The sequence below is a fragment of the Chromohalobacter canadensis genome (assembly GCF_029544075.1).
Classification (GTDB): domain Bacteria; phylum Pseudomonadota; class Gammaproteobacteria; order Pseudomonadales; family Halomonadaceae; genus Chromohalobacter; species Chromohalobacter canadensis_A.
On record NZ_JAJQJH010000018.1, the window covers coordinates 20,008 to 42,519 of the forward strand.

General features: G+C 62.4%; 22 protein-coding genes. 10 read left to right on the top strand and 12 right to left on the bottom strand.

Annotation, left to right across the window (positions count from 1 at the left end; genetic code table 11):
• Nucleotides 1-23 precede the first annotated feature (23 nt).
• Genes LUN51_RS15975 through LUN51_RS15990 form a run of 4 tightly spaced genes read right to left on the bottom strand, consistent with a single transcriptional unit; the run spans nt 24 to nt 3,907 of the window.
• Nucleotides 24-683: a glutathione S-transferase family protein gene (locus LUN51_RS15975; protein ID WP_277812035.1), complete on the bottom strand. Its 660-nt coding sequence runs from the start codon at nt 681-683 to the stop codon at nt 24-26.
• 1 nt (nt 684) lies between these two features.
• A complete protein-coding gene (locus tag LUN51_RS15980; protein WP_277812036.1) occupies nt 685-1,839 on the bottom strand; it encodes an ABC transporter substrate-binding protein in 1,155 nt (384 codons plus the stop codon).
• Complete coding sequence (locus LUN51_RS15985; RefSeq protein ID WP_277812037.1) at nt 1,839-3,242, bottom strand: sensor histidine kinase; 1,404 nt, start codon at nt 3,240-3,242, stop codon at nt 1,839-1,841. Before LUN51_RS15985 ends, LUN51_RS15980 begins: the two co-directional genes overlap by 1 nt.
• Nucleotides 3,239-3,907, bottom strand: coding sequence for a response regulator (locus LUN51_RS15990; protein ID WP_277812038.1), 669 nt, complete (start codon nt 3,905-3,907; stop codon nt 3,239-3,241). Before LUN51_RS15990 ends, LUN51_RS15985 begins: the two co-directional genes overlap by 4 nt.
• Before the next feature lie 149 nt (nt 3,908-4,056).
• Between LUN51_RS15990 and LUN51_RS15995 the strand changes: the two genes are divergently transcribed.
• The 6 genes from LUN51_RS15995 (at nt 4,057) to xseA (ending at nt 10,095) form a co-directional block, all read left to right on the top strand.
• Nucleotides 4,057-5,046, top strand: a complete 990-nt coding sequence (locus tag LUN51_RS15995; RefSeq protein WP_277812039.1) for a Bug family tripartite tricarboxylate transporter substrate binding protein — start codon at nt 4,057-4,059, stop codon at nt 5,044-5,046.
• Entirely contained in the window at nt 5,043-5,492 is a 450-nt protein-coding gene (locus LUN51_RS16000) for a tripartite tricarboxylate transporter TctB family protein (protein ID WP_277812040.1), read from the top strand. The genes LUN51_RS15995 and LUN51_RS16000 overlap by 4 nt, the downstream gene beginning before the upstream one ends.
• A 12-nt stretch (nt 5,493-5,504) precedes the next feature.
• The gene (locus LUN51_RS16005; RefSeq protein ID WP_040239756.1) at nt 5,505-7,007 is read left to right on the top strand and encodes a tripartite tricarboxylate transporter permease; all 1,503 of its coding nucleotides are present in this window, start codon (nt 5,505-5,507) and stop codon (nt 7,005-7,007) included.
• 143 nt (nt 7,008-7,150) lie between these two features.
• Complete coding sequence (gene abiEi / locus LUN51_RS16010) at nt 7,151-7,690, top strand: type IV toxin-antitoxin system AbiEi family antitoxin (RefSeq protein ID WP_277812041.1); 540 nt, start codon at nt 7,151-7,153, stop codon at nt 7,688-7,690.
• Nucleotides 7,680-8,609, top strand: coding sequence for a nucleotidyl transferase AbiEii/AbiGii toxin family protein (locus LUN51_RS16015; RefSeq protein ID WP_277812042.1), 930 nt, complete (start codon nt 7,680-7,682; stop codon nt 8,607-8,609). Before abiEi ends, LUN51_RS16015 begins: the two co-directional genes overlap by 11 nt.
• A 136-nt stretch (nt 8,610-8,745) precedes the next feature.
• Entirely contained in the window at nt 8,746-10,095 is a 1,350-nt protein-coding gene (xseA, locus tag LUN51_RS16020; RefSeq protein WP_277812043.1) for an exodeoxyribonuclease VII large subunit, read from the top strand.
• A 9-nt stretch (nt 10,096-10,104) separates the two neighbouring features.
• On the opposite strand, the gene glrR is transcribed toward xseA, so the two are convergent.
• The 6 genes from glrR to LUN51_RS16050 form a co-directional block, all read right to left on the bottom strand.
• Nucleotides 10,105-11,505, bottom strand: coding sequence for a two-component system response regulator GlrR (gene glrR / locus LUN51_RS16025; RefSeq protein WP_277812044.1), 1,401 nt, complete (start codon nt 11,503-11,505; stop codon nt 10,105-10,107).
• 28 nt (nt 11,506-11,533) lie between these two features.
• Complete coding sequence (locus LUN51_RS16030) at nt 11,534-12,064, bottom strand: hypothetical protein (protein ID WP_040239748.1); 531 nt, start codon at nt 12,062-12,064, stop codon at nt 11,534-11,536.
• The gene (locus LUN51_RS16035; protein ID WP_277812045.1) at nt 12,061-13,617 is read right to left on the bottom strand and encodes a sensor histidine kinase; all 1,557 of its coding nucleotides are present in this window, start codon (nt 13,615-13,617) and stop codon (nt 12,061-12,063) included. Before LUN51_RS16035 ends, LUN51_RS16030 begins: the two co-directional genes overlap by 4 nt.
• A gap of 896 nt (nt 13,618-14,513) precedes the next feature.
• Nucleotides 14,514-15,827, bottom strand: a complete 1,314-nt coding sequence (gene argA, locus LUN51_RS16040; protein ID WP_277812046.1) for an amino-acid N-acetyltransferase — start codon at nt 15,825-15,827, stop codon at nt 14,514-14,516.
• A 114-nt stretch (nt 15,828-15,941) separates the two neighbouring features.
• Nucleotides 15,942-17,213, bottom strand: a complete 1,272-nt coding sequence (locus LUN51_RS16045; protein ID WP_261505939.1) for an inorganic phosphate transporter — start codon at nt 17,211-17,213, stop codon at nt 15,942-15,944.
• Nucleotides 17,214-17,263: 50 nt separating this feature from the next.
• Complete coding sequence (locus LUN51_RS16050) at nt 17,264-17,944, bottom strand: TIGR00153 family protein (protein ID WP_246893916.1); 681 nt, start codon at nt 17,942-17,944, stop codon at nt 17,264-17,266.
• 104 nt (nt 17,945-18,048) lie between these two features.
• On the opposite strand from LUN51_RS16050, the gene LUN51_RS16055 reads away from it, so the two are divergent.
• Entirely contained in the window at nt 18,049-18,924 is an 876-nt protein-coding gene (locus LUN51_RS16055) for a CYTH domain-containing protein (RefSeq protein WP_277812047.1), read from the top strand.
• A gap of 36 nt (nt 18,925-18,960) precedes the next feature.
• Nucleotides 18,961-19,839 carry an ion transporter gene (locus LUN51_RS16060; protein WP_277812048.1) on the top strand — a complete coding sequence of 293 codons (879 nt, stop codon included), beginning with the start codon at nt 18,961-18,963 and terminating at the stop codon, nt 19,837-19,839.
• A gap of 11 nt (nt 19,840-19,850) precedes the next feature.
• Here the strand turns inward: LUN51_RS16060 and LUN51_RS16065 are convergent, their stop codons facing one another.
• Both LUN51_RS16065 and LUN51_RS16070 read right to left on the bottom strand, forming a co-directional pair.
• On the bottom strand, nt 19,851-20,474 hold the full coding sequence (locus LUN51_RS16065) for an L-threonylcarbamoyladenylate synthase (RefSeq protein ID WP_097023555.1): 624 nt from the start codon (nt 20,472-20,474) through the stop codon (nt 19,851-19,853).
• Nucleotides 20,475-20,580: 106 nt separating this feature from the next.
• Nucleotides 20,581-21,474, bottom strand: coding sequence for a PHP domain-containing protein (locus LUN51_RS16070; RefSeq protein ID WP_277812049.1), 894 nt, complete (start codon nt 21,472-21,474; stop codon nt 20,581-20,583).
• A gap of 110 nt (nt 21,475-21,584) precedes the next feature.
• Here LUN51_RS16070 and LUN51_RS16075 point away from each other — a divergent pair, with 110 nt between their 5' ends.
• Both LUN51_RS16075 and LUN51_RS16080 read left to right on the top strand, forming a co-directional pair.
• Complete coding sequence (locus LUN51_RS16075) at nt 21,585-22,154, top strand: septation protein A (protein ID WP_261505935.1); 570 nt, start codon at nt 21,585-21,587, stop codon at nt 22,152-22,154.
• Complete coding sequence (locus LUN51_RS16080; protein ID WP_040239724.1) at nt 22,154-22,453, top strand: YciI family protein; 300 nt, start codon at nt 22,154-22,156, stop codon at nt 22,451-22,453. Before LUN51_RS16075 ends, LUN51_RS16080 begins: the two co-directional genes overlap by 1 nt.
• Nucleotides 22,454-22,512 lie beyond the last annotated feature (59 nt).

Genomic DNA, 22,512 nt, shown 5'->3' on the forward strand with positions numbered 1-22,512 from the left:
GCCGGAAAGCACTCACGTCCGGCTCACGCCTCCACACGCTCGCCCCACTCGCTGAGATCGGGAATCGAGGCGCGATAGCCCGCCAGCGTTTGGACCCGCTGCCACCACGCGTCGAAGCCCGGGATTTCCGCGAATCGCGCGCTCTCACCGACCAGCTCGAGATAGAAGCATGCAGGCGCGACGAAGAAGTCGGCGAGGCTCGGCCGCTCGCCGGCAAGAAAAGCCGAATCGCCGCGATTGCGCATCAGCTCGGTGAACAGAGTGTGCAACCCATCCAGTTCTTGCTCGACATCCGCCCGCGTCGGATGGCCCGAGTAGGCGGGAAAGCGATGGTAGCCGATGACGCGCACGATGGCGGGGTAGCCATACGAGTCGTGCAGCCCCATGGCCATATCCATGCGGGCGCGGTCGACCAGGTTCTCGGGTACGAAAGACGGTCCCTCGAAGGCGTCGTTGATGTAGCGCAGGATCGCAGCCGTCTCGAGAATACGCAGATCGCCATGGACGAAGACCGGCACCTTGCCGAAGGGATGCAGCCGCCGGTGCGCCTCGGAACGGGGCTCGCCAGCAATCACGTTGACCGGTACCTGGTGGTAGTCGACGCCTTTCTCCGCGAGTAGGCTCCGGACGCTGAAGATGTAGCTGCTGGGATCGTATCCGTAGAGGGTGGGTAGATCGCTCATATCACTCCATGTCGTCGGGTGAATCGTTTGTCGGTAACACAACACCATACCCCGGGCGACGAACCGCCGCGAGCGCGTCAGGCCGGATGGGCGATTCGGTGGCGGCCGCGCTTTGGTCCGGTGCGGGGTGCGACAAGCGATGGAACTCCCGCTGCCAGCGCTCCATGAACGCCGTGCGCCGCGAGGGGTCGACGAACGCGAGCAGCGAGGCGTTAAGTGGAATCGGGTACAAGCGCTCCCCGACCTGGTCGCGCAGCCGCTGGGCCGTGTAAGGGCCCTCGACATCCGAGCGAACGCTGAACAGCGGCGTCTCGCCGGCGATGACACGCTGCCCTTCGCGGCCTAGCAGAAAGTCGAGAAACGCCCGGGCCGCCGCGGGGTGCGGGGCATCGCGATGAATGAACGCCATGCGCATCATGACCAGCGAATAATCCTGCGGCACCTGCACGATGACCTCGGGATGCGATTGCGCCCACACCATGGCGTACGAGCCCAGCAGGTTGTAACCCAGCCAATAGCGCCCCTCACTGAGCCCCTCGAGCATGGCCCGCGTGTTGGCCTCGAGGTTGGTATCGGCCGCCCCCATCGCGGCCACGAGATCCCAAAACCGGGTTGTATAGCGTGCGTCCTGCTGAAAGAGCGAGTAGCCGACACCACTGCGTGAAGGCGAATAGGTCGCCACCTTGTCGCGAAGCGTCTCGCGATGCTGCGTGAGTAGCGTATGCATGTCGGCATGGGTCTTCGGCGGCATCATATGACGCGATAGATCCAACCGGTACGCCATCACGATGGGCTCAAAGGTGAAGCCGAAAACTTCGTCTCGCCACTTGGCCCACTCTGGCCACTCCCGCGCCGCCGTTGAGTCGAGACGCTGGGCATAGCCTTCATTCACGCGCGACATCTGCCAGGGCATGGCGGAGCTGATGACGACATCGGGCGGGTCGTCCGCATCGGCGACACGGGCGTCGACTTCGAGCGTCGAGTGATCGCGGAAGGTCAACTGGATGCGCGGATAGGCCTCCTCGAAAGCGTCCAGCAGGGGTGCTGCGACCTCCCTGTCGAGCGCGGCCTCAACGATGAGCGGGTTATCGGCCCAGGCGAGGCTCGGCGTCAACGCCCCCAAAAGCCAGACGAGCGCCACACAACGAATCGACATCACCCCTCCTCGTGTCGGGTGAGACAAGGAAACAACAGACGGACTCTCAGCCCGCCCTTCTCCGCCGACTCGACCTGCATCCGCGCCTCGTGACGACGCACGATCGAGTCCACGATGGCCAACCCCAGGCCGGAGCCTTCGGTGTCCTGACGACCACCGCGTTCGAAAGGGTGGTGCAAGTGCGCCAGCATCTCGGGCGACACACCTGGCCCATCATCCTCGATATATAACTCCAACGTCTGCGCATGATTTACCGCGCCCAGGGTAATAACGCTGCCGGCAGGCGTATAACGCAGGGCATTGTCGATCAAATTGCCCAACAACTCCTGCAAAGCCCATACCTCGCCCTGGATGTATTGCGGTGATGCTGGAAGAGGCGCCAAACCGATGTCATGTGCTTGTGAGGCATCACGCTGCGCCCAATCGAAAGCCGTTTCATGCAGCAGCGCCACCGCGTCGATACGCGATGTTGCGCTTGCCTCTACCGCATGACGCAGGCGCGCCAGACTCAATAGCTGGTTGGCTAAACGGCTCGTACGCCCCGCACTGCCATGGACCTCGGTTAATGCCTGTCGCCAGGCATCGGGGCTATCGCTTTTCAAGGCCAACTCGCTCGTGGTCTGTAATCCCGCGAGTGGCGTCTTGAGTTGATGGCTGGCATCGGCAGTGAAACGTAACAGCGCTTCTCGGCCTTCACGCTGGCGCGTGAAAAGGGAGTCCAAGGTCTCTGCCATTTCGCGCATTTCCTCGGGTACCCGGGCCTCCAGCGGGCGCATGTCGTCGGCATCGCGCTGGCGCAACTGGTGGCGCAGACGGCGCATCGGCGCGAGCGCCACGCGCATCGCCAGGAGCATCAGGATGCCCGCCAGCAGCACCATGATCACGAAACGGGTGACCGCATGCTCGAAGAGCGTCTCGGTCAGGGCGTCGCGCCCCGACATCGTGTGGCCGACCCAGATCTGCACCGGGTCCTGGGTTTCCCAGCCGGCGGAGTCGAGCTCCCGCCCATAAAGACGCCACTGGGTCCCATGGTATGAGTCATTCAGCCATGTCGGTTGTGAGGACACTCGTCGGCGCCAATCGGGGGAAATACCAAGATCCAAGTTACCCGACACCGTATGGCCGTCGGCGTCCAGCACGGCATAGAACACACGTTCCTGATGACGCGTCGCCAGGATCTGCAACGCCGCCGAGGGAATTTCCACCACCGGCTGGCCCTTTTCCCACTGTATGGCCTCGGCAATGGTCAAGGCGGCGGCTTCGAGTTGACTGTCATAGGCGCGCTCGGCCGCGCGTTGCGAGCTGAAATAGGCCTCGACCAGCAGCAGCACGCCGAGCGCGCTAACGGTCACGACCAGCCAGACGGCCAGGCGGGCTTTCAGCGAGCCTTCCACCTCGATCACGGAGAGACTTCCTCAAGCCGATACCCCATGCCGCGAAACGTGCGAATGCGCAATCCGCTGCCGTCGAGCCGTTTGCGCAAACGGCTGATGTACACCTCCAACGCGTTGGAGCCGACATCGCCGAACCCAAAGAGACGATTCTCCAGAGTCTCGCGCGGCGTGATGCTGCCAGCATGCAGCAGCAGTCCTTCCAACAAGAGCAGTTCACGGCGCGGCAAGTCGAGAACCTGCTCGTCCAGCGTGGCGACGCCCGAGGCAGCATCGAAGGCAAGCGGGCCGAACGCCAGGCGATTATCGGCACGCTGCTGGCTACGGCGCAGCAAGGCACGCACGCGGGCTTCCAGCTCGGCGAGCGAGAACGGCTTGGCCAGGTAATCGTCGGCGCCGAGGTCCAGTCCTTCCACGCGCGCCTCGATGCCGTCACGCGCAGTGAGGATCAGCACCGGCGTGGTGTCGCCACGCCGGCGCAGTTCCGCCAGCAGCGACAGGCCGTCCCCGTCGGGCAGCCCCAGGTCGAGCAGCACCAGATCGAACTGCCCGCTCTGCAGGGCCTCATGTGCCTGCGCGTAATGCGTGAACACGTCGACGGTGTTGCCTAGCGGAGTGAGCGCTTGATCCAGCGAGCGTGCGATCAAGGGATCATCTTCGATGACGAGCAGGCGCATACGACCAATGTCTCATGTGGGCGAACGTACGATGACAGGTTGATGAAAGGTTCTCTCCCTAGCATCGGTACCCGTCATCCATGGCGATGACATCAGCCACCATCGGCATTATTCCAAAGCAGCGCAAAACAAGAGAACAGGAGTTCGCCATGAAGATCAACAAAGGGCTTTCCACCTACGCAAGTATGCTGGCGCTGACGGGCGGTCTCTTGGCCGCTAGTGGCGTACAGGCGCAATCCGAGGATACCGAGTGCATCGCCCCCGCCAAGCCGGGCGGCGGCTACGACCTCACCTGCCGTCTCGCCGCCAATGGCCTGGACAAGACCGGCATGATCGACACGCCCATGGCCGTGACTTATATGCCGGGCGGCATCGGGGCCGTAGCATACAACCATGTCAACGGCGTACGCGACGACGATCCCAACCTCATCGTCGCCGCCAGCACAGGCGCGGCCGTGAACCTGGCATTGGGCAAATTCGGCCAATACGATGCCGATGACGTTCGCTGGCTGGGTGCCCTGGGCGTCGACTACGGCGCCATCGTGGTCAACGCCGACGCGCCCTGGCAGTCGCTCGATGAGTTGATGAAAGATCTCAAGGCCAACCCGGGCGACATCGCCTTCGGGGCGGGCGGTACCGTGGGCAGCCAGGACTGGATGAAGGCTGCGCTCACCGCCAAGTCCGCCGACCTCTCTCCGCGCAAGCTCAAGTACGTGTCCTTCGAGGGCGGCGGCGAAGCCCTGGCGGCGCTGCTGGGTGACCACATTCAGGTCTTCACGGGCGATCTTTCCGAGCTCAAGTCGCAGCTGGAAAGCGGCAAGATTCGCGTGCTGGCCTCACTGTCCGAAGAGCGCATGGGCGGGCCTTACGCCGACATCCCCACCGCGGCGGAGCAAGGCTATGACGTGCAATGGCCTATCTGGCGCGGCTATTACATGGGCCCCAACGTCAGCGACGAGGCTTATCAGACGTGGGTACAGCGCATGAAAGAGCTTTCCGAATCGCAAAAGTTCGCCGAACTGCGCAAGGACCGAGGCCTCTTCCCGATGTCGCGCTTCGGCCCCGAGTTCAATGACTACGTGCTGGACCAAGTCGACCAGTTCGAATCCTTGGCTAAAGAAGTAGGTCTGAAGCAATGACATTCGCCGCCGACCGGTTGTTGGGCATTGTCCTGATCGGTCTGGCGGCGTTCGTCGCCGTCCAGGCCATCCAACTGGAAGTGCCCTTCAGCTACGACCCCGTAGGCCCACGCGCCTTTCCGCTCGGTCTTGCCATCCTGCTGACGGCACTGGCCAGCGTGTTGATCGTGAAACCCGGCACCAACGAGGCGTGGCCCGGTCGCCAGCTCAGCATGAAGTTGCTGCTGGTGCTGGCCACGCTTCTGGTCTATGCCCTGCTCTTCACCAAGCTCGGCTTCATCATCACCTCGCTACTGGCCGTCGCGAGCCTGTCTCGCATCTTTGGCGCGCCATGGGGCAAGGCACTACTGACCGGTGGGCTCATGGCCGTCGTCAGCTATTTCCTTTTTGCGAATGCATTGGGGATCTCGCTGCCCAGCGGTTACTGGGTCGAGCCCTTTCTATAACGGAGCGCCCTCATGTTCGATTTCCTGATCCATGGCTTCGACGTCGCCCTTAGCCCGCTGAATCTCGGCTTGGCTTTGCTCGGTGCGCTTCTCGGCACACTCTTCGGGGCACTGCCCGGCATCGGTCCGATCAACGGGATCGCGATCCTGATGCCGTTGGCCTATACGCTCGGCCTGCCCGCCGAGTCGGCGTTGATTCTCCTCGCCGCTATCTACACGGGGGCCGAGTACGGCGGGCGCATGTCGAGCATTCTGCTCAACGTGCCCGGCGATGCCGGGGCCGTGATGACCACGCTCGACGGCCATCCGCTTGCCAAGAAGGGGCTGGCCGGACCGGCGCTCGGCCTGTCAGCGGTGAGCTCATTCGTCGGCGCGACCATCGCCATCATCGGCCTGACGCTGTTCGCGCCGTTGCTGGCGGAAGTGGCGGTGATGTTCGGTCCCGCCGAGTTCTTCGCGCTGATGGTGTTCGCCTTCGCCTCCATGTCCGTGATGATGGGCAAGGATCCCGTCAAGACCGCCATTGGCGCCGTGCTGGGGATCTTGATCGGCACCGTGGGCGTCGATTCAAGCACCGGCGTGCTGCGCTATACCTTCGGCCTGCCCGAGCTTTACGACGGTATCGATTTCGTCGTCATGATCATCGGCCTGTTCGCGATCAGCGAAATACTCCTGATGCTGGAGCACGCCAATCGCAAGGATGGCAACGACGGCCTCCCGCCGCTGGGACGCGTCTTCGTCAGCCTCAAGGAAGTGCTGGCCTGCAAGTGGACGATGGGACGCTCGGGCCTGATCGGTTTTATCATCGGCATATTGCCCGGCACCGGTGCCTCGGTGGGCGGCGCGGTCGCCTATACCACGGAGAAGCGCCTGAGCGACAAGGACAATTCATTCGGCACGGGCAACATGCGCGGCCTAGCGGCGCCGGAGGCGGCCAATAACGCCTCGGCGGTGGGCTCGTTCGTGCCCATGCTGACGCTGGGCATTCCCGGCTCCGGCACCACGGCGGTGCTACTCGGCGCGTTGATGCTCTACAACATCACCCCCGGCCCCATGATGTTCAGCGAACGCCCGGAAGTCGCCGGCGGCCTGATCGCCTCGCTGTATATCGGCAATATCGTACTGCTGGCGCTCAACCTGCCATTGGCCGGCGTATTTGCCCGCGTACTGACGATTCCACGCTGGGTGCTGGTGCCAGGCATCGCGATTCTGGCCTTCGTCGGCGTTTTCCAGCTCCATTCCAATCTTGCGGCTATCTACCTGATGCTCATCATCGGTGTGTTCGGCTACTTACTGCGCAAGCTAGGCTTCTCGCTGGCGCCTGTCATCCTGGGCTACGTCCTCGGCGGGCTGATGGAACAGAATCTGCGGCGCGCGCTGTCCATCAGCGGCGGTGACCTCGGCATCCTGTGGCAATCCGGCATCTCGCTCGGCCTCTGGATCGCCGCGCTCGCCCTGCTGCTCCTGCCCTGGCTGCTGCCCAAGCTGTGGCAAGCCAAGACCAGCAAGGCTTGAAGCGGCAAAGCAACAGGCCCACGCATCAGACATCGAGATGCGTGGGCTTCTTTTTTTAGACCTCTTCCCGGAAATTCGTCGACCACTTGCCATCCATTAAGTCTACACATACACTATCTATAAATAGCTTTTGTGTAGACTTAATGGATCAGATCACCGCCCGTGAGCGGCTCGACTACTGGGACCGCCAACACCGGTATGTATTTACCCTCTCGGACCTGGCCAAGATCTTTCCCGAAGACAGTCCAAAGACGCTTCAGGAAGGGATCAATCGACTACGTCGACATGGCATGCTCGAGGCAGTCAGTCGCGGCGTGTATGTCTACAAGCTGTCACGGCACCATGACGCCGACCTACTCGAACGAATCGCCAAGGCCATGCGCCGCGGCGAGTACAGCTATGTCAGCCTCGAGTCCGCGCTCTCGGAATATGGCGCGATCTCGCAGATTCCTGTCGATCGACTGACGATCATGACCACAGGCCGCAAGGGGGAATATCGAACCCCTTATGGCACCATTGAATTCACCCATACCAAACGATCCGTTCCCCAATTACTGGATCGGATGCGCGACGTCGGACGTCCCTTGCGGCTAGCAACGCCCCAAGCCGCCTGGGCTGATCTCAAGCGTGTCGGGCGTAATACCCACCTTGTCGATGAAGCGAGCCTGCCGTATGAACACTGAACGCGCCAACTTCGACGAGCTGGTCGCTCGAGCGATGGCCCAGCCCGGTCGTGCCGCCATGCGCCCGGTAATCGAGAAGGAGCTGTTGCATCTCGACATCCTGTTCGCACTCGAGCGAGAACGGCTCCTGGACCAGCTGACCTTTCAGGGAGGAACGTCGCTTCGCTTGTGTCAGGGCTCACCACGCTTCAGCGAAGACTTGGATTTTGCCGGCGATTGGAATTTCTGCAGCCAAGACCTGTCCCGCATTCGCGAGTGTATCGAGGATTACGTCAGCAAGCGCTATCAGCTCGAGGTCAGCGTCAAGGAACCGAAGGAACTGCGCGAAGAACCCGGCTACCGAGATATTCGCGTCGACAAATGGCAGGTTTCCGTCGTGACGGCACCAGCCCGAAAGGACATTCCCAAGCAGCGCATCAAACTGGAAGTGGCCAGCCTCCCGGCGTATACGCGGGAAGCACATGCGATCCAGGTCCACTACCCTTTTCTACCGGATGGCTACAATGACTTGCTGATCATGACGGAAAGCCTAGAGGAGGTCATGGCGGATAAGTTGATCTCACTGGTCAACACAAAGAAATACGTGCGGCATCGTGACATCTGGGACCTGGCCTGGCTCAAGCAGCAAGGGGCATCTCCCGACGTCGAGCTCGTCAAGCGCAAGATTCAGGACTACACCGTGGAGCACTACCCTGACCGGGCCAGGGACATGCAATCACGTCTGGCCGGCGTTGTTTCGGGTACGGCTTTTCAGGGTGAAATGGCCCGCTTTCTGCCCACAGAGACAGTCGACCGGACGATAAGGAATCCCCGCTTTGCCGACTTTCTCACCCGTGAGATCACCGCCATGCTAGAGCAGGTAATCATCACACTCGAAGGCCCGAAGCCCGGATCATCCAGCCCGGAATTTACTCTCTAGGGAGCACCGCTCCCAAACACCTCTAGCCACCACGCTGGCCGTATGAGAGTCGGCGTGAAGTCCTGATAGCGATGGCTCGTAGCCACAATGCTAGACTCCCCTTTTCTCAATCTTACCCAACTTTGCGAGGCCTGCGATGGATGATACTGGCACCCCCAACGCCCTGTCCGTCAGTGAACTCAACCGCCAGGCCCGTCTAATGCTGGAGCGCGGCTTCGGCGAGTGTTGGGTGGAAGGCGAGATTTCGGGCGTGGCGCGGCCGGCGTCGGGGCATATCTATTTCACGCTCAAGGACGACCGTGCCCAGTTGCGCTGTGCGTTCTTCCGCAACCGGGCGCGCTTGATGCGTGCGCCGCTCAAGGATGGCGACCGGCTGCGGGTACGCGGGCGCGTGTCGGTGTTCGAGCCGCGTGGCGACTACCAGTTGATTGTCGAGGCGGTGCAGGCGTCGGGGGAAGGCGAGCTGCTGGCGGCGTTCGAGCGGCTCAAGGCGAAGCTTTCCGCCGAGGGTGTCTTCGCCAACGCGCGGCCGTTGCCTTGCCCACCTCGCCATCTGGCCATCATCACCTCGCCTACCGGCGCGGCGGTGCGTGACGTGCTGGCGGTGTTGCGCCGCCGTTGGCCGGCACTGGAGGTGACGATCTTGCCGGTGCCGGTGCAGGGCCGCGAGGCGCCACCGGCGATCATCCGCGCTATCGCCCAGGCCAATCAACGCGCCCAGTCGCCGGACGACACCGTCGATGCCCTGCTCGTCACGCGCGGCGGCGGCAGCCTGGAGGATCTGTGGGCATTCAATGACGAACATCTGGCGCGGGCGATCCATCATTCTCGCCTGCCGGTGATGTCGGCGGTGGGCCATGAAGTGGATGTCACGCTGGCGGATTTCGCCGCCGATGAGCGTGCGCCCACGCCGTCCGCCGCCGCCGAGCGCTTGGTCCCTGACTGGCGGGAGCAGCAAGCGCAGCTGCAAGTCGCCGAACGCGGCCTGACACGCGCCATGCAGGCGCGCCTGGAGCGCGACGGTCAACGCCTCGATCATACCCGGGCGCGGCTGCGCCATCCCGGTGAGCGTCTGGCCGAGCAACGTCGGCGCTTGGAGAGCTGGGAAACGCGCCTGCGGCTTGCCATGCGACGCCGACTCGACCGCGAGCGCCAGCATCACGAGACGCTGACACGCCGCGTGGAACGCCAGGACCCACGTCTTGCCATCACCTCGCTCCAGCAACGCCTGACGACTCTGGAGCGCCAACTGCATGCCGCCTTGCCGCGCCGCCTCGATCAGTCCCGGGAACGCCTCGAAGCCCTGGCACGCGAGCTCAACGCGGTCAGTCCGCTGGCGGTGTTGGGACGCGGTTATTCAATTCTCGAGGACGACGAGCGCCATATCGTGCGCAATGCACACGACACCCAGCCCGGCCAGACCCTCACCGCGCGACTCGGTGAGGGGCGGCTTAAGGTAGAGGTGAAGCGCCGCTTCAAACGCTGAAAACGCGGCTCAGCGCTGGGCCCGGCGCGGCTGGGCGTCGTCGTTCTGAGCCGACTGCGGCTGCGTGCTGGGTTTGAAGCTGCTCGGTTCCAGGTCGTGGCGGGCCAGCAGCTTGTAGAAGTCGGTGCGGTTACGCCCGGCGATGCGCGCAGCCTGGGTGACGTTACCTTCGGTGATCTTGAGCACCTTGACGAGATAACTGCGCTCGAAGCCTGCGCGTGCCTCGTTGAACGACGGCAAGGCGTTTTCCTCGGCCGCCAGCGCCTGCGCCACCAACGCCTCGGGGATGATCGGCGAACTGGTCAGCGCCACGCACTGCTCGACGACGTTGACCAACTGACGCACATTGCCCGGCCAGGCGCTGGAGGCCAGCAGGTTGAGCGCTTCCGACGAGAAGCCTTTGACGAAGGGCTTGTGGCGCTCGGCGGCCTGCCCCACCAGGTACTTGGCCAGCAGCGGTACGTCCTCGGCGCGCTCCTTGAGGGCCGGCAGCTTGAGATTGACGACGTTGAGGCGGTAGTAAAGATCCTCGCGGAAGTCGCCCTCGTGCATGGCGCGGTCGAGGTCGCGATGCGTGGCGGAGATGATGCGCACGTCGATGGGCACCGAGGTGGTCGAGCCCAGCGGGCGAATCTGACGTTCCTGCAACGCGCGCAGCAGCTTGACCTGCAATGTCAGCGGCATGTCGCCGATCTCATCGAGGAACAGACTGCCCCCATCGGCGGCAAGAAACAGCCCTTCGTGCTGGCTGACCGCGCCGGTAAAGGCGCCCTTGGCGTGGCCGAACAGCTCGCTTTCCAGCAATTGCTCGGGCAGTGCACCGCAGTTGATCGCCACGAATGGCTTGTCGGCGCGTCCACTGGCCTGGTGGATAGCGTTGGCGAGCAGTTCCTTGCCGGAGCCGGATGCCCCGGTGATCAGCACACTGACATCGGACGCCGCCACCATGCGCGCCTGCTCGAGGATGCGCTCCATCTGCGGGCTGCGGGTGATGATCTCGGCCCGCCAAGCATCGTCGCCGGCACCATGGGTGCTCGCCGTTTGCGACAAGGCCTCCTCAATGGCGGCAAACAGCTCGTCGCGGTCCACCGGTTTGGTGAGAAAGCTGAATACCCCTTGGCGCGTGGCGCTCACCGCATCGGGAATCGAGCCGTGCGCGGTGAGAATGATCACCGGCATGCCCGGCGCACGGCGCTGCAATTCATGAAACAGCGCCATGCCGTCCATTTCGTCCATGCGCAGATCGGAGAGCACCAGGTCGGGGCGGTCTTCGGCGAGACACTCCAACGCCTGCCGCCCGCTTTCGGCAGTGGTCACACGGTAACCTCGGCTTTCCAGGCGCATGCCCAAAAGCTTGAGGAGGCTGGGGTCGTCATCGACCAGCAGAATATGGGCGGCGGCGTGCTTCACGAATCTCTCCTTGGTAACCGTCGCGCCGTCATGGCGATTGCTCATGGCGCGAGTTGATGCTCTGTTCGATGGCCGTCAAGGCGTCGAGTTTCTCGGCGAGATCATCGCGCTCACGTTCTAACGCCTGGCGGCGCGATTCGCTCTTGGCGAGATCGCTGGCCAAATCGCGGCGTGTCTCAAGCTCGTTGAGCCATTGCCGCAGCAGGGGCTGCAAACGGCTCGGCGCAGCCGAGATATCGGCCTTGTAAAGCTCAGACGCCTGTTCCCAGCCGTCGCGTTCACCCCATGCCAGCACCGCTGCGCGTGCCAGCTTGAGATGCGGCATATCACCCTCGAGGCGCGTCAGCATGGTGTCGCGCCACTCGCTATCGCCGCGTTGCGAAGCGAGCCCGAAGGCGATCCAGTCATCCACCAGGCAGACATTGTCGGCCAGCTTGGGGATGTCGTCATTACAAGAGGTGACCGGGGCTGCCGGAGCGGATGTCTCTTGGGTCATCCACTGGCACCCGGTCAACAGCGAGCCAGCGCACAATGCCACTAGCAGCATCCGGATGTTCATGCGTTCGAGTTCCTTGCGTTTAGCGCCGGCTGCGTCGTGGCCGGCGTCGTTATGGAAGCGTCGTCGCCATCGGCTCCTTCCTCCGGCGACGTCACCTCGGGTAGTGTCAGTCGGAAGCAAACCGGGAAGGTGTCATCCTCGACCAACTCCAAGCGTCCATCTTGAACCTTGGCGCAATCGGCAGCTACCGACAAGCCGATGCCCGAGCCCTTGAGGGCACCCTGGCGCCGCATACGGCCTTGATAGAACGCCTCGAAAAGGTGCGCGCTATCATCATCATCGATGGGCTCGCCGGTATTGGCGACCTCGACGATCAGCGAGGCGTGATGTTGTCTAGCACGCAGTGCCAGATGGCCGCCGTCCTCGCCGTATGCGATGGCGTTGGAAATCAGGTTATCCAGAATGCTGGCCGTACGTTCGCGATCAGCCTGCCAAGGCAGCGGCATATGCCGCGGCCATTCGACCTGCATGCCTTTCTTGTCGAGCGCCAAGCGATGCTTGGCGAGCACCTCCTGAATCACCGTGACCAGGTCGAAGCGCGTGACCTTGAGCCCCCGGCTGTGCTGCAACAGATTATAGTCGAGCAATTGCTCAATCAGGTCCTGAAGTTCCTGACCACTGACATCGATCAAGCCGACAATTTCCCGCTGACGCTCGCTGAGTTCGCCGACCACGCCATCGGACAGCAGCGCCGTGCCTTCCCGCACGCTGGCCAGCGGGGTTTTCAGCTCATGAGACATATGCCGCAGAAACTGCTGCTTCTGCGCCTCGAGTTCGGAGAGGCGCCCGGAGAGCCAAGTCAGCCGCTCGCCGAGCCTGACCAGTTCCGCCGGCCCTTGGATATGCTGCGGCGAGGCCGGTTCCATGCCACTGCCCAGGCTGAAGATACGCCGCTCGAGCTGGCGAATGGGGCGGATGATCAGCCAGGTAAAGATCAACATCAGCCCTAGACTGACCGAGACCAGTGCGGCGGTCTGCAGCCACAGCTGCCCGCGTACGGTGCTGGCACGCTCGCGAATGTTTTCGATACGCTCATCGATCAGTTGGTTGGTGGCCTGGCGAACGTTGTCGGTACGCTGGGAGAAGTCGCCAAATGCCGCCAGCTGCTCACGAACTTCCTCGATGGGCATTTCCGGCAGGGCCTCGAGTTCGCCCAGTTGCTCACGCAGGCGCGGGATATCGGGATCGTCGGGCAGCAGGGGGGCATGCTCGTCGAGCAGTTCCGCGTAGCGCTGGGCCTTCTCGGTATAGATGCTGAGCAACCCTTCCTGCTCGAGCACCGCGTACTGACGCGCGCTGCGCTCCATTTCCAATGCTAGATTGCTCAATGTGCGGGCACGGCGGGTTTGCTCCACCGCTTGCCGCGCGCTGACATCGGCCAGCGATGAGAGCTCGGAGAGTGCCTGGCCGGCCTGAAACATGAGCACGGCAATTGGCAGCATCACCATCACAAAGGCGAGCATTACCAACTGCAGTAACGAACGAGGACGCCAGCGGCGGGAGACCTGAGTGGTCATGAGCGCGATTCTATGCAGAAAGAGAGTGGATGCCATGTCATCTTACCCGCATAGGATAACAGAGTTGCGTTCGCATGCCGGTTTCCGCATCGCCGCACCGATCGAAAGCGAGGAGTAAGCCCCATTCAGCCATGAATACCCGACGCATCCGCTAGGCACATCCCAGCGGCTCACAAGACGCGCAAAAAAATGGGCCGGAAATCCGGCCCAAGGTACGCAGGGAACTGAAGGGTCAAGTGAACACTCTCGAACATCCACCTGGCTGAATTCTCGAGAGTGATCGAGGGGCTCGAAAGCCCACGAAGCCATGAGGTCCATACATTGCCAGGAAAAGGCCCTCATGTTGACGGCATAGCCGCCACTTCGTTTCGTGTGCCACGTCGCCAAGGGCGGCGCGGCGAAGTTAGCCCCCGAAGGGGTGGCATCCTTGCCTGGGCATCCTTGCCCTTTTGGTACCTTTCCATGCCCGTAGGCGGTACCCGTCTCATCGCAACCTAAGTCACACATCGCGTGGAGCAGACGCTGATCAATCTAGCCGGGACATTGCGCACAGGGTTGTGATCGAAACGCCCTGGCTTGATCGATCGAGAAACGGCTCGAGCCGTATTGAACCGTTTCCCGTTGCTCATCCTATATATTGCGATAGCCATGCCAGTTTTTAAAAAGTCATTTAAAAACATGAAGTTAAAAATTCCACCTGCAGGCCAAAACCGCACGAAAGGTTCTTACATCGAAAATCGAGGGCATTGCGGCGCTCATAGTGTCGCTATCCACCAACGCTATTCCGAACGTATAAATAAATATCAATAAAAACAGGTTCTTATAACGTATCTATTTGGCGACACCCTATCAGATGGGAGCGACACTGCATGCCGCCGGACAGGCGAGTATCGATGCCGCCTTGCCGTTGAGCGGCGGCACAGGGCTGGCGTTCAACCGAGGGGTTTGAGCAACACCTTGGATTGGCGCGCATGGTTATAGGAATCGCGCCGCAGGTGTGGCAGTACCTCTAGACCGTCGAGTCGGAAGCCATGCTCGAGGAACCAGTGCGTGGTGTGGGTGGTAAGGGCAAACAAGGCGCTGTAGCCGCGCCGACGGGATTCACGCTCGACCTCGGCCAATAGTAGATCGCCGCGCGCACCACCGCGATAATCGCCATGCACGGCGACACACGCCAGTTCCCCCATACCCGCCTCGGGGTAGGCATGCATGGCACTGCAACCGATGATCATGCCATCGCGTTCGATCACCCAGTAGTCGTCGATCTGATGTTCGAGCCGCTCCCGCGAGCGCGCCACGAGCATGCCGCGCTCCTCCAGCGGACGCAGCAATTCGAGCAAGCCGCCCACGTCTTCCAGCGTCGCGCGGCGCAACTGCTCGTAGCGATGCTGGGTGATCATGGTCCCCACCCCATCGCGGGTGAACAGCTCGCCAAGCAAGGCGTCGCGATCATGCCAGGAAAGCAGGTGTGTGCGGGCCACCCCATGACGCGCCGCTTCACACGCCGCGCCCAGGTGACGCGCCAGTTCGCTGCCCGGCGCCGCCTGACGCCGTAACGGATCCGCCTCCAGCGGGGTAAGCTGGCGCTGTAGCATGCCGCTGGCATCGTGCAGCCCCGCCGCGTCGCCAAGCAGAATCAGCTTGTCGGCACCCAGCCCCATGGCAACGTGTTGGGCGACATCGGCCGCGTCGAGATCGAATACCTCACCGGTGCTCGAATAACCCAGCGGCGGCACCAGTACCAAGGTTTCCTTCGCCAGCAAGTCGGCGATGGCCTGGCTACGCACGCGGCGCACCTCGCCGCTATGGTGGAAATCGATACCATCGCGCACGCCCAGCGGTTTGGCGGTCACCAGATTGCCGGAGACCACCGTCAGCTCGACGCCATGCAGCGGCGTGTTGGGCAGCCCCAACGAGAGGCGTGCCTCGATCTTGAGGCGCAGCTCGGCGGCGATGCGTTCGACATGGCGCATGATCGCCTCGTCGGCCACCCAACGCCCTTCGATCCGGCGCGGCTCGATCCCCGCCTCGCTCAGCGCCTCGCCCACCTGCGGACGAATGCCGAAGACCATCACCAGGCGCACGCCTAGGGTATGCAGCAGCGCCAGGTCCTGAAGCAGCGGCTCCCATCGCTCGGATGCCAATGCCTCGCCTTCGATGAGCACCACGAACGTACGCCCGCGATGCGCATTGATATACGGAGACGAATTACGAAACCAATCGGCGAAGGGGAAACGCGTGTTCAAGGCCCGCTCCAGCTGCAGGAAGAAAGAGATACTGACTATATCAGAGGCAATGAAAAGGCGGGACCGGTGTTCTCCGATCCCGCCTTGCGTACGCGCCCGATGCTCGGCGATGCGTTAGCCGAAGAAGCCCTTGAACATGAAGAAGAACATGATCGACAGCAACGCCCCGGCTGGCAGGGTGATCACCCAGGACAGCACGATAGTGCCCAGCACGCGCATGTTGAGTGCCGTGATCCCGCGGGCCAGGCCGACGCCGAGCACCGCACCGACCAGCGTCTGCGTCGTGGAGACCGGCAAACCGGTCCCCGAGGCCAGCACGACGGTCGTCGCCGCCGCCAGGGTCGCCGCGAAACCACGACTCGGCGTCAGTTCAGTGATGCCCGTACCTACCGTGGCGATGACCTTGTGGCCATAGGTGATCAAGCCGACGACGATACCGCCGCCGCCCAGTACCAGTACCCACCACGGCAATGCGGCGGCGCCGCTAACATCGCCGCTCGATTCGACGACGCTGATGACCGCTGCCAGCGGCCCCACGGCGTTGGCGACATCGTTGGAGCCGTGCGCGAATGCCATGGCACAGGCAGTGAACATCATCAGCACGCCGAACACGCGTTCGACGCTGTTGAAGTCGAACGGCGAACCGCCGCGCTTGCGTTTGGCGCGAGCGACGCGATTTTCCATCAGAATGCCGATGACCATCACCACCAAGCCGATCCCGATCGCGATCAACAGGCTGTCACCAAAGCTCATTTTCAGCCCGACATGGGAAAGCCCTTTGACCAGCGTGACCATCGCTATGATGAAGCCGACCATGAAGATATAACCGGGCACATAGCGCTTGGCCGCCGCGAAGGGATCGCGGTTCTCGAAGATCAAAAACTGCACCGACTTGAACAGTGCAAAGGCAATGGACCCCGCCAACAGCGGCGACACCACCCAGCTTGCCGCGATCTGACCGACTTTGGGCCAGCCGACGGAGTCGACGCCAAGCCCGGCAACCGCGAAACCGACAATGGCTCCGACGATGGAGTGCGTGGTAGACACCGGCCAACCGCGCATGGAAGCGATGAACAGCCACACGCCTGCGGCCAGCAACGAGGCCAGCATGCCGTAAACCAGCAACTGCGGGTCATCGGAAAGCAAGCTGGGGTCGATGATCCCTTTGCGAATGGTGTCGGTGACCTGGCCCCCCGCCAGCCATGCCCCGAGAAATTCGAACACCACGGCGATGAGAATCGCCTGACGAATGGTAATGGCCTTGGACCCCACGGAGGTTCCCATGGCGTTGGCCACATCGTTGGCCCCTACCCCCCAGGCCATGAAGAAACCGAAAATGCAGGCGAGAATGATGAAGACATCGCCGTACTGCGCAATGATGGACATGGGCAAGTTCTATCTGGCTGGCGTGAGACGGAAAATCACACGGCCCGCGTTTAGCGGGCCGTGAGAATTTGAAGACGGCTGCCGACGCGTTCGGCGCGATCGGACAGCTCACCGATCCATTCGATGATCTTATAGAGGAAGATCACATCGACCGGCGGCAACTCGGCCTCCAACTCGAAGAGCTGGCGACGAATATGCACCTGCTGATCGTCGGCCTGATGCTCGAGATCATGAAGCTCGCGGATAAAATCCTGCATGAGATCGCCGACGTTACGTCCAAAGCCGGAATCGAGCAGCTCCTGAAGCTCTTCAAGCGCCTTGCGCGCTTGGCCCACGGTGGCGATAGCGGTTTCGAGATAGGCACGCATCGAAGGCGCCAGCGACTCCGGCACCTGCATCTGGCGGCCCAGCATGATGCCGGTAATATCGCGCGCCTTGTTGGCGATCTTATCCTGTACGCTGATCAACTCCAGCAGGTCGGAACGCGAGACCGGCAGGAACATGCTATTGGGAAGGTTGAGACGCAATTCGGTCTTGAGGGTATCGGCCTCGTGCTCGAGCTCGGTGATCGCTTCTCGATGCTTGGCGGCGTCGTCCCAGTTGCCCGCCTGCGTGGCATCGAAAAACGGCAGGAGTCGTTCGGCGCATTCGCTTGTCTTGACGATATGCGCGAGCAAAGGCTCGAAAGGCGAGCGCCCGAACAAAGCCGAAAACGGATTGGAAGTCACCATAATGTCAGATTCGATGCGTTGGGAATGGCGGCGTCAGTATAGTGACTGCACCCCTTCTCGTCATGGAAAATTCACCCTCTTGTCATCAACGCATAAGGACAGGCATGGCTCAGGAAATCGAACTCAAGCTCGCCCTCGGCGCTAACGGCCCGCATGCGCTGCGCCAACATCCGCGACTCGCGCACCACAGCATGCAGCGTGCGTGGCTCGCCAACACCTACTACGACACGCCAGGGCGCGCCCTGGAGCGCGCGCGTATCGCGCTGCGCATTCGCCGTACGCCAAACGGCTACCTGCAGACTCTCAAGACGGCAGGCAGCGGTCAGGGCGGCCTGCATGCACGCGGCGAATGGGAATGGCCGATCAAGGGTGACGAACTGGATATCGACGGCATCCGTCAGCATGCGCCGGACACCATCGACGAAGCGGATCTCGCCCAACTTGCTCCGCGCTTCACCACTGACTTCACTCGCGAGCGCTGGGACGTCATCGAGGCGGACGCCACCATCGAGGTCGCGCTGGATATCGGCACCATTCATGCCGGCGAGCGGCAGGTCGCGATCCGCGAGCTCGAGCTCGAGCTCAAGGCAGGCAGCGCCGATGCCCTGTGGCAACTGGCTGCCTCACTGGCAGATAGCGTGGCACTACGCCCCGCCAATGCCAGCAAGGCCCAGCGCGGCGCCGCCCTGCATGACGGCTGGACGCTCCCCGACAACGCCGCAGAGCTGTGCAACGCCACTCCGAGGCAACACGCCGACCAGGCGATCGCCGCCCTCGACGCACTGAGCGATAGCGGCGAAGCCGAGTTTTTGACCCGCGCTCAGCACGCCTTCTGGTCGCTGGCCGAAGACACTAATCTGGCCACGGCCGTGCGTCAGCCGGCTGGTTGGCTGGCCGAAACGCTCGACGGGCCGCAGTGGCTGACCCCACAATTCGGACAACACAGCCTGGCCCTGCTTGCCGCGCTGGATGCGCACTGAGTCGAGCTCGACTAGCTACGCCCAAGGCGATAACACTTGGCAGATTTGCGACCGGCCGCCATCGGCCTACGTACCCGCTTGTTCCAGATTATCTTCGAGTCGGACAGCCGTTTGGCCAAGGGCTTCGACATCGCCCTGATCCTGATGATCCTGGCTAGCGTGGCCGTGGTCATGCTGGATAGCGTCGACAGTTATCACAGCGCGTTCGGCACGCTCTTCTACGAAGCGGAATGGGCTTTCACGCTACTGTTCACGTTGGAGCTGGCGGTACGCCTGTACTGTCTAGAGCGGCCTCTCAAATATCTGACCTCGTTCTATGGCGTCGTCGACATGCTGTCGATACTGCCCACCTGGCTGGCCCTGCTGCTCCCCTGGGGGCAGTCACTGCTAGTGGTGAGGCTGCTGCGCGTGCTGCGCATCTTCCGCGTGCTACGGCTGATGCAGTTCGTCGGCGAGGGGCGGCTATTGGTCGATGCACTTAGAAATAGCTGGCATCAGATATTGCTGTTTCTGTTCGCCGTGCTGATGATCGTGATCATCTTCAGCAGCGTGGTCTATCTGATCGAACCCCCCGAAGCGGGCTTCACCAACATTCCCACGGCGGTCTACTGGGGCGTCGTCACCCTGACCACGGTAGGTTATGGCGACATCACGCCGGTCACCCCGCTGGGCCAGTTCATCTCGATGATGGTCATGCTGATCGGTTATTCGATCATCGCCGTGCCCACCGGGGTGTTCTCCGCCGAGGTGATTCGCTCGCTGCGCGAGCAGCGTTATTCCAGCGAAGCCTGCCCTGGGTGCGGCCTCGATCGCCACGAGCACGACGCCCGCTATTGTCGGCGCTGCGGCACCTGGCTCGACGAGAACACCGAAGATCCGCGCCATGAAGACGACGCGGACCCAGCTAACGAGTAGAAGACGCGCGACTAGGCAGTGAACGGCGCCGTGTCGCCGCGCCCTTCACGGACGACGGTAGGCGGCATCTCGCGCATATCGACCACCGTGGTCGGATCCAGGTGGCAGGCGCCGCCGTCGATGACGGCATCGAGGTGAGCGCCGAAGCGTTCGCGGATCGCCTCGGGGTCGGTCATCGGCAGATCGTCGTCGACGGGAATCAACGTCACGCTCATCAACGGCTCGCCCAGCGCCGCGAGCAACGCATGGCTGATGCGATGATCCGGCACGCGCACCCCGATGGAGCGCCGCTTGGGATGCAAGAGCAGACGCGGCACCTCGTTGGTGGCATTGAGAATGAAGGTATACGGTCCCGGCGTATGCGCCTTGAGCAGGCGGAACACGTCGTTATCGACCTTGGCGTAAGTGCCGATCTCGGACAGGTCGGAACACACCAGCGTGAAGTTATGCTTGTCATCCAGCGAGCGCAGCCACTTAATCTTCTCGATGGCCTTCTTCTCGCCCAGGCAGCAACCGAGCGCATAGCCGGAATCGGTCGGATAGGCGATCACGCCGCCACCGCGCAGCAACGAGATCGTCTGATCGATGAGCCGTTTCTGCGGGTTGTCGGGATGGATCTGAAAGAACTGGGTCATGCCTGCCTCCTTGGGCCGGAAGAACGAACCGGAAGAACCGAGGACCAAACGTGCTGAGTAGCGTAGGTGCTGGGCCGCACGGTGTGCCTCGTCCCCAGCATTAACCTTACGCGGCGAATCTCGCAAGCCTGGGGTGACGCCACACCGGTGTCACCGAACAGCGTGGCGGCGCACTCATCACGCCCGGTGCCAACGGTCCACCCGGATAGTGAAAATCGCTGCCTTGCGATCCCATGAGCTCGCGCGCTTCGAGCTGACGGGCCAGGTCACGCCCCACGTCGGCGTTCTGATGCCCGCTGATCAATTCGGCGGCTTCCCCGCCGGCTTCGCGGAAGCTGTCCAGCAGCTGGCTACGCTTGCGATGCGTGAGGCGATAGCGCAACGGATGCGCAAGCACCGCGATGCCCTGGCTGTCGCGAATCCATTCGACCACTTCGCTGAGATACGGCCAATGGGTCTTCACATCACCGGGCTTCCCGGCGCCCAGATACTTCTTGAAGGCCGTCGGCATGTCCGGGACCAAGCCCGCGGCCACCAGAGCCTTGGCGAAGTCCGGCCGTCCCAGAGGACGCTCGCTGCCGGCCTGCTCGCGGGCACGCGCCAGGGCGTCTTCGAGGCCGATCTTTTCCAGGCGTCGGGCGATTTCCTGGGCTCTTGCTACACGGGCCTGCGCCTGCGCTTCGAGCCCGGGTACCAGGGCGCCACTGGCACCCTCGGGCAACAACGCCACCACGTGAATGCCGATACCACGCCACAGGGTGGATAACTCGCTTCCCGCCAGGCAACGCATGCCCAAGCTTTCAGCATGGCGCTGGGCCTCGGCGACACCGGCCACGGTGTCATGATCGGTCAGGGAAAATCGCGTGACGCCCTTGGCGTGGCAGATGTCGGTCAACGCTTGTGGCGATAGCGCGCCATCGGAGGCGGTCGAATGCATGTGCAGATCGAGGCCGAGATCGGCATCGAAGGTATCGGGCAGGGGCGGTAAGGGTTGGCTCATGGGCATGACGCGGTGCGGCGTCTTTGTCAGAATAGGCTCGCCATAGTGCTCGCTCGCGCTGCGCTGGGTCAATTCCCGTGCCGCGCCGGCACCTCACAGGATGCTCGCCGATGAAAATGTTCTTGGATTTTCTGCCCATCGTATTGTTTTTCGCGGTGTATCACTTCAGCGGCGATATTTTGCTCGCCACCCTGGTGCTGATTCCCGCCACACTGCTGCAGGTCGCCTTCATGTGGTGGCGCTACCGCCGTGTGGAAAAGATGCAACTGGTGACCCTGGTACTGGTCGTCGTTATGGGTGGGGCGACCGTGCTGTTTCACAACGCGGCGTTCATTCAATGGAAGCCGACCGTGGTCAACTGGCTGTTCGCCTTCGCGTTTCTGATCGCACCGCTGTTCGGTGGCAAGACACTCGTGGAACGTATGATGGGCAAGGCCCTCACGCTTCCCGCCGCGACCTGGCGCCGCCTCAACCTCGCCTGGGCGCTCTTCTTCATTGTGCTGGGCGCAATCAATGTGTATGTCTTCAAGACCTACGACGAGGCCACTTGGGTTAACTTCAAGCTGTTCGGCATGCTGGGGCTGACTCTGTTGTTCGTGATCGGCCAGGGTCTCTACCTGGCGCGTCACATGTCCCACGATACGCTTCATCAAAACGACCACCAGAAGGATGACGTCTGATGCTTTACTCAATCGTTAGCGACGATGTGCAAGACAGTCTCGAACGCCGCAAGGCGGCGCGTCCCGATCACCTGGCGCGTCTCGAGAAACTCCGCGACGAAGGGCGCCTGGTTCTCGCCGGCCCCAGCCCCGCCGTGGATGCCAACGACCCGGGCGAGGCCGGCTTCACCGGCAGCGTGGTGATCGCCGAATTCGACAGCCTGCAGGATGCCCAGGCGTGGGCCGACGCCGACCCCTTCGTGATCGCTGGCGTCTACGCCAAGGTCACCGTCAAGCCGTTCAAGAAGGTCTTGCCGTAAGCGCAAGTTTATCCACACCCGTGCGACGAGCTGTTATGCACACCAGGTGTGGATAACAC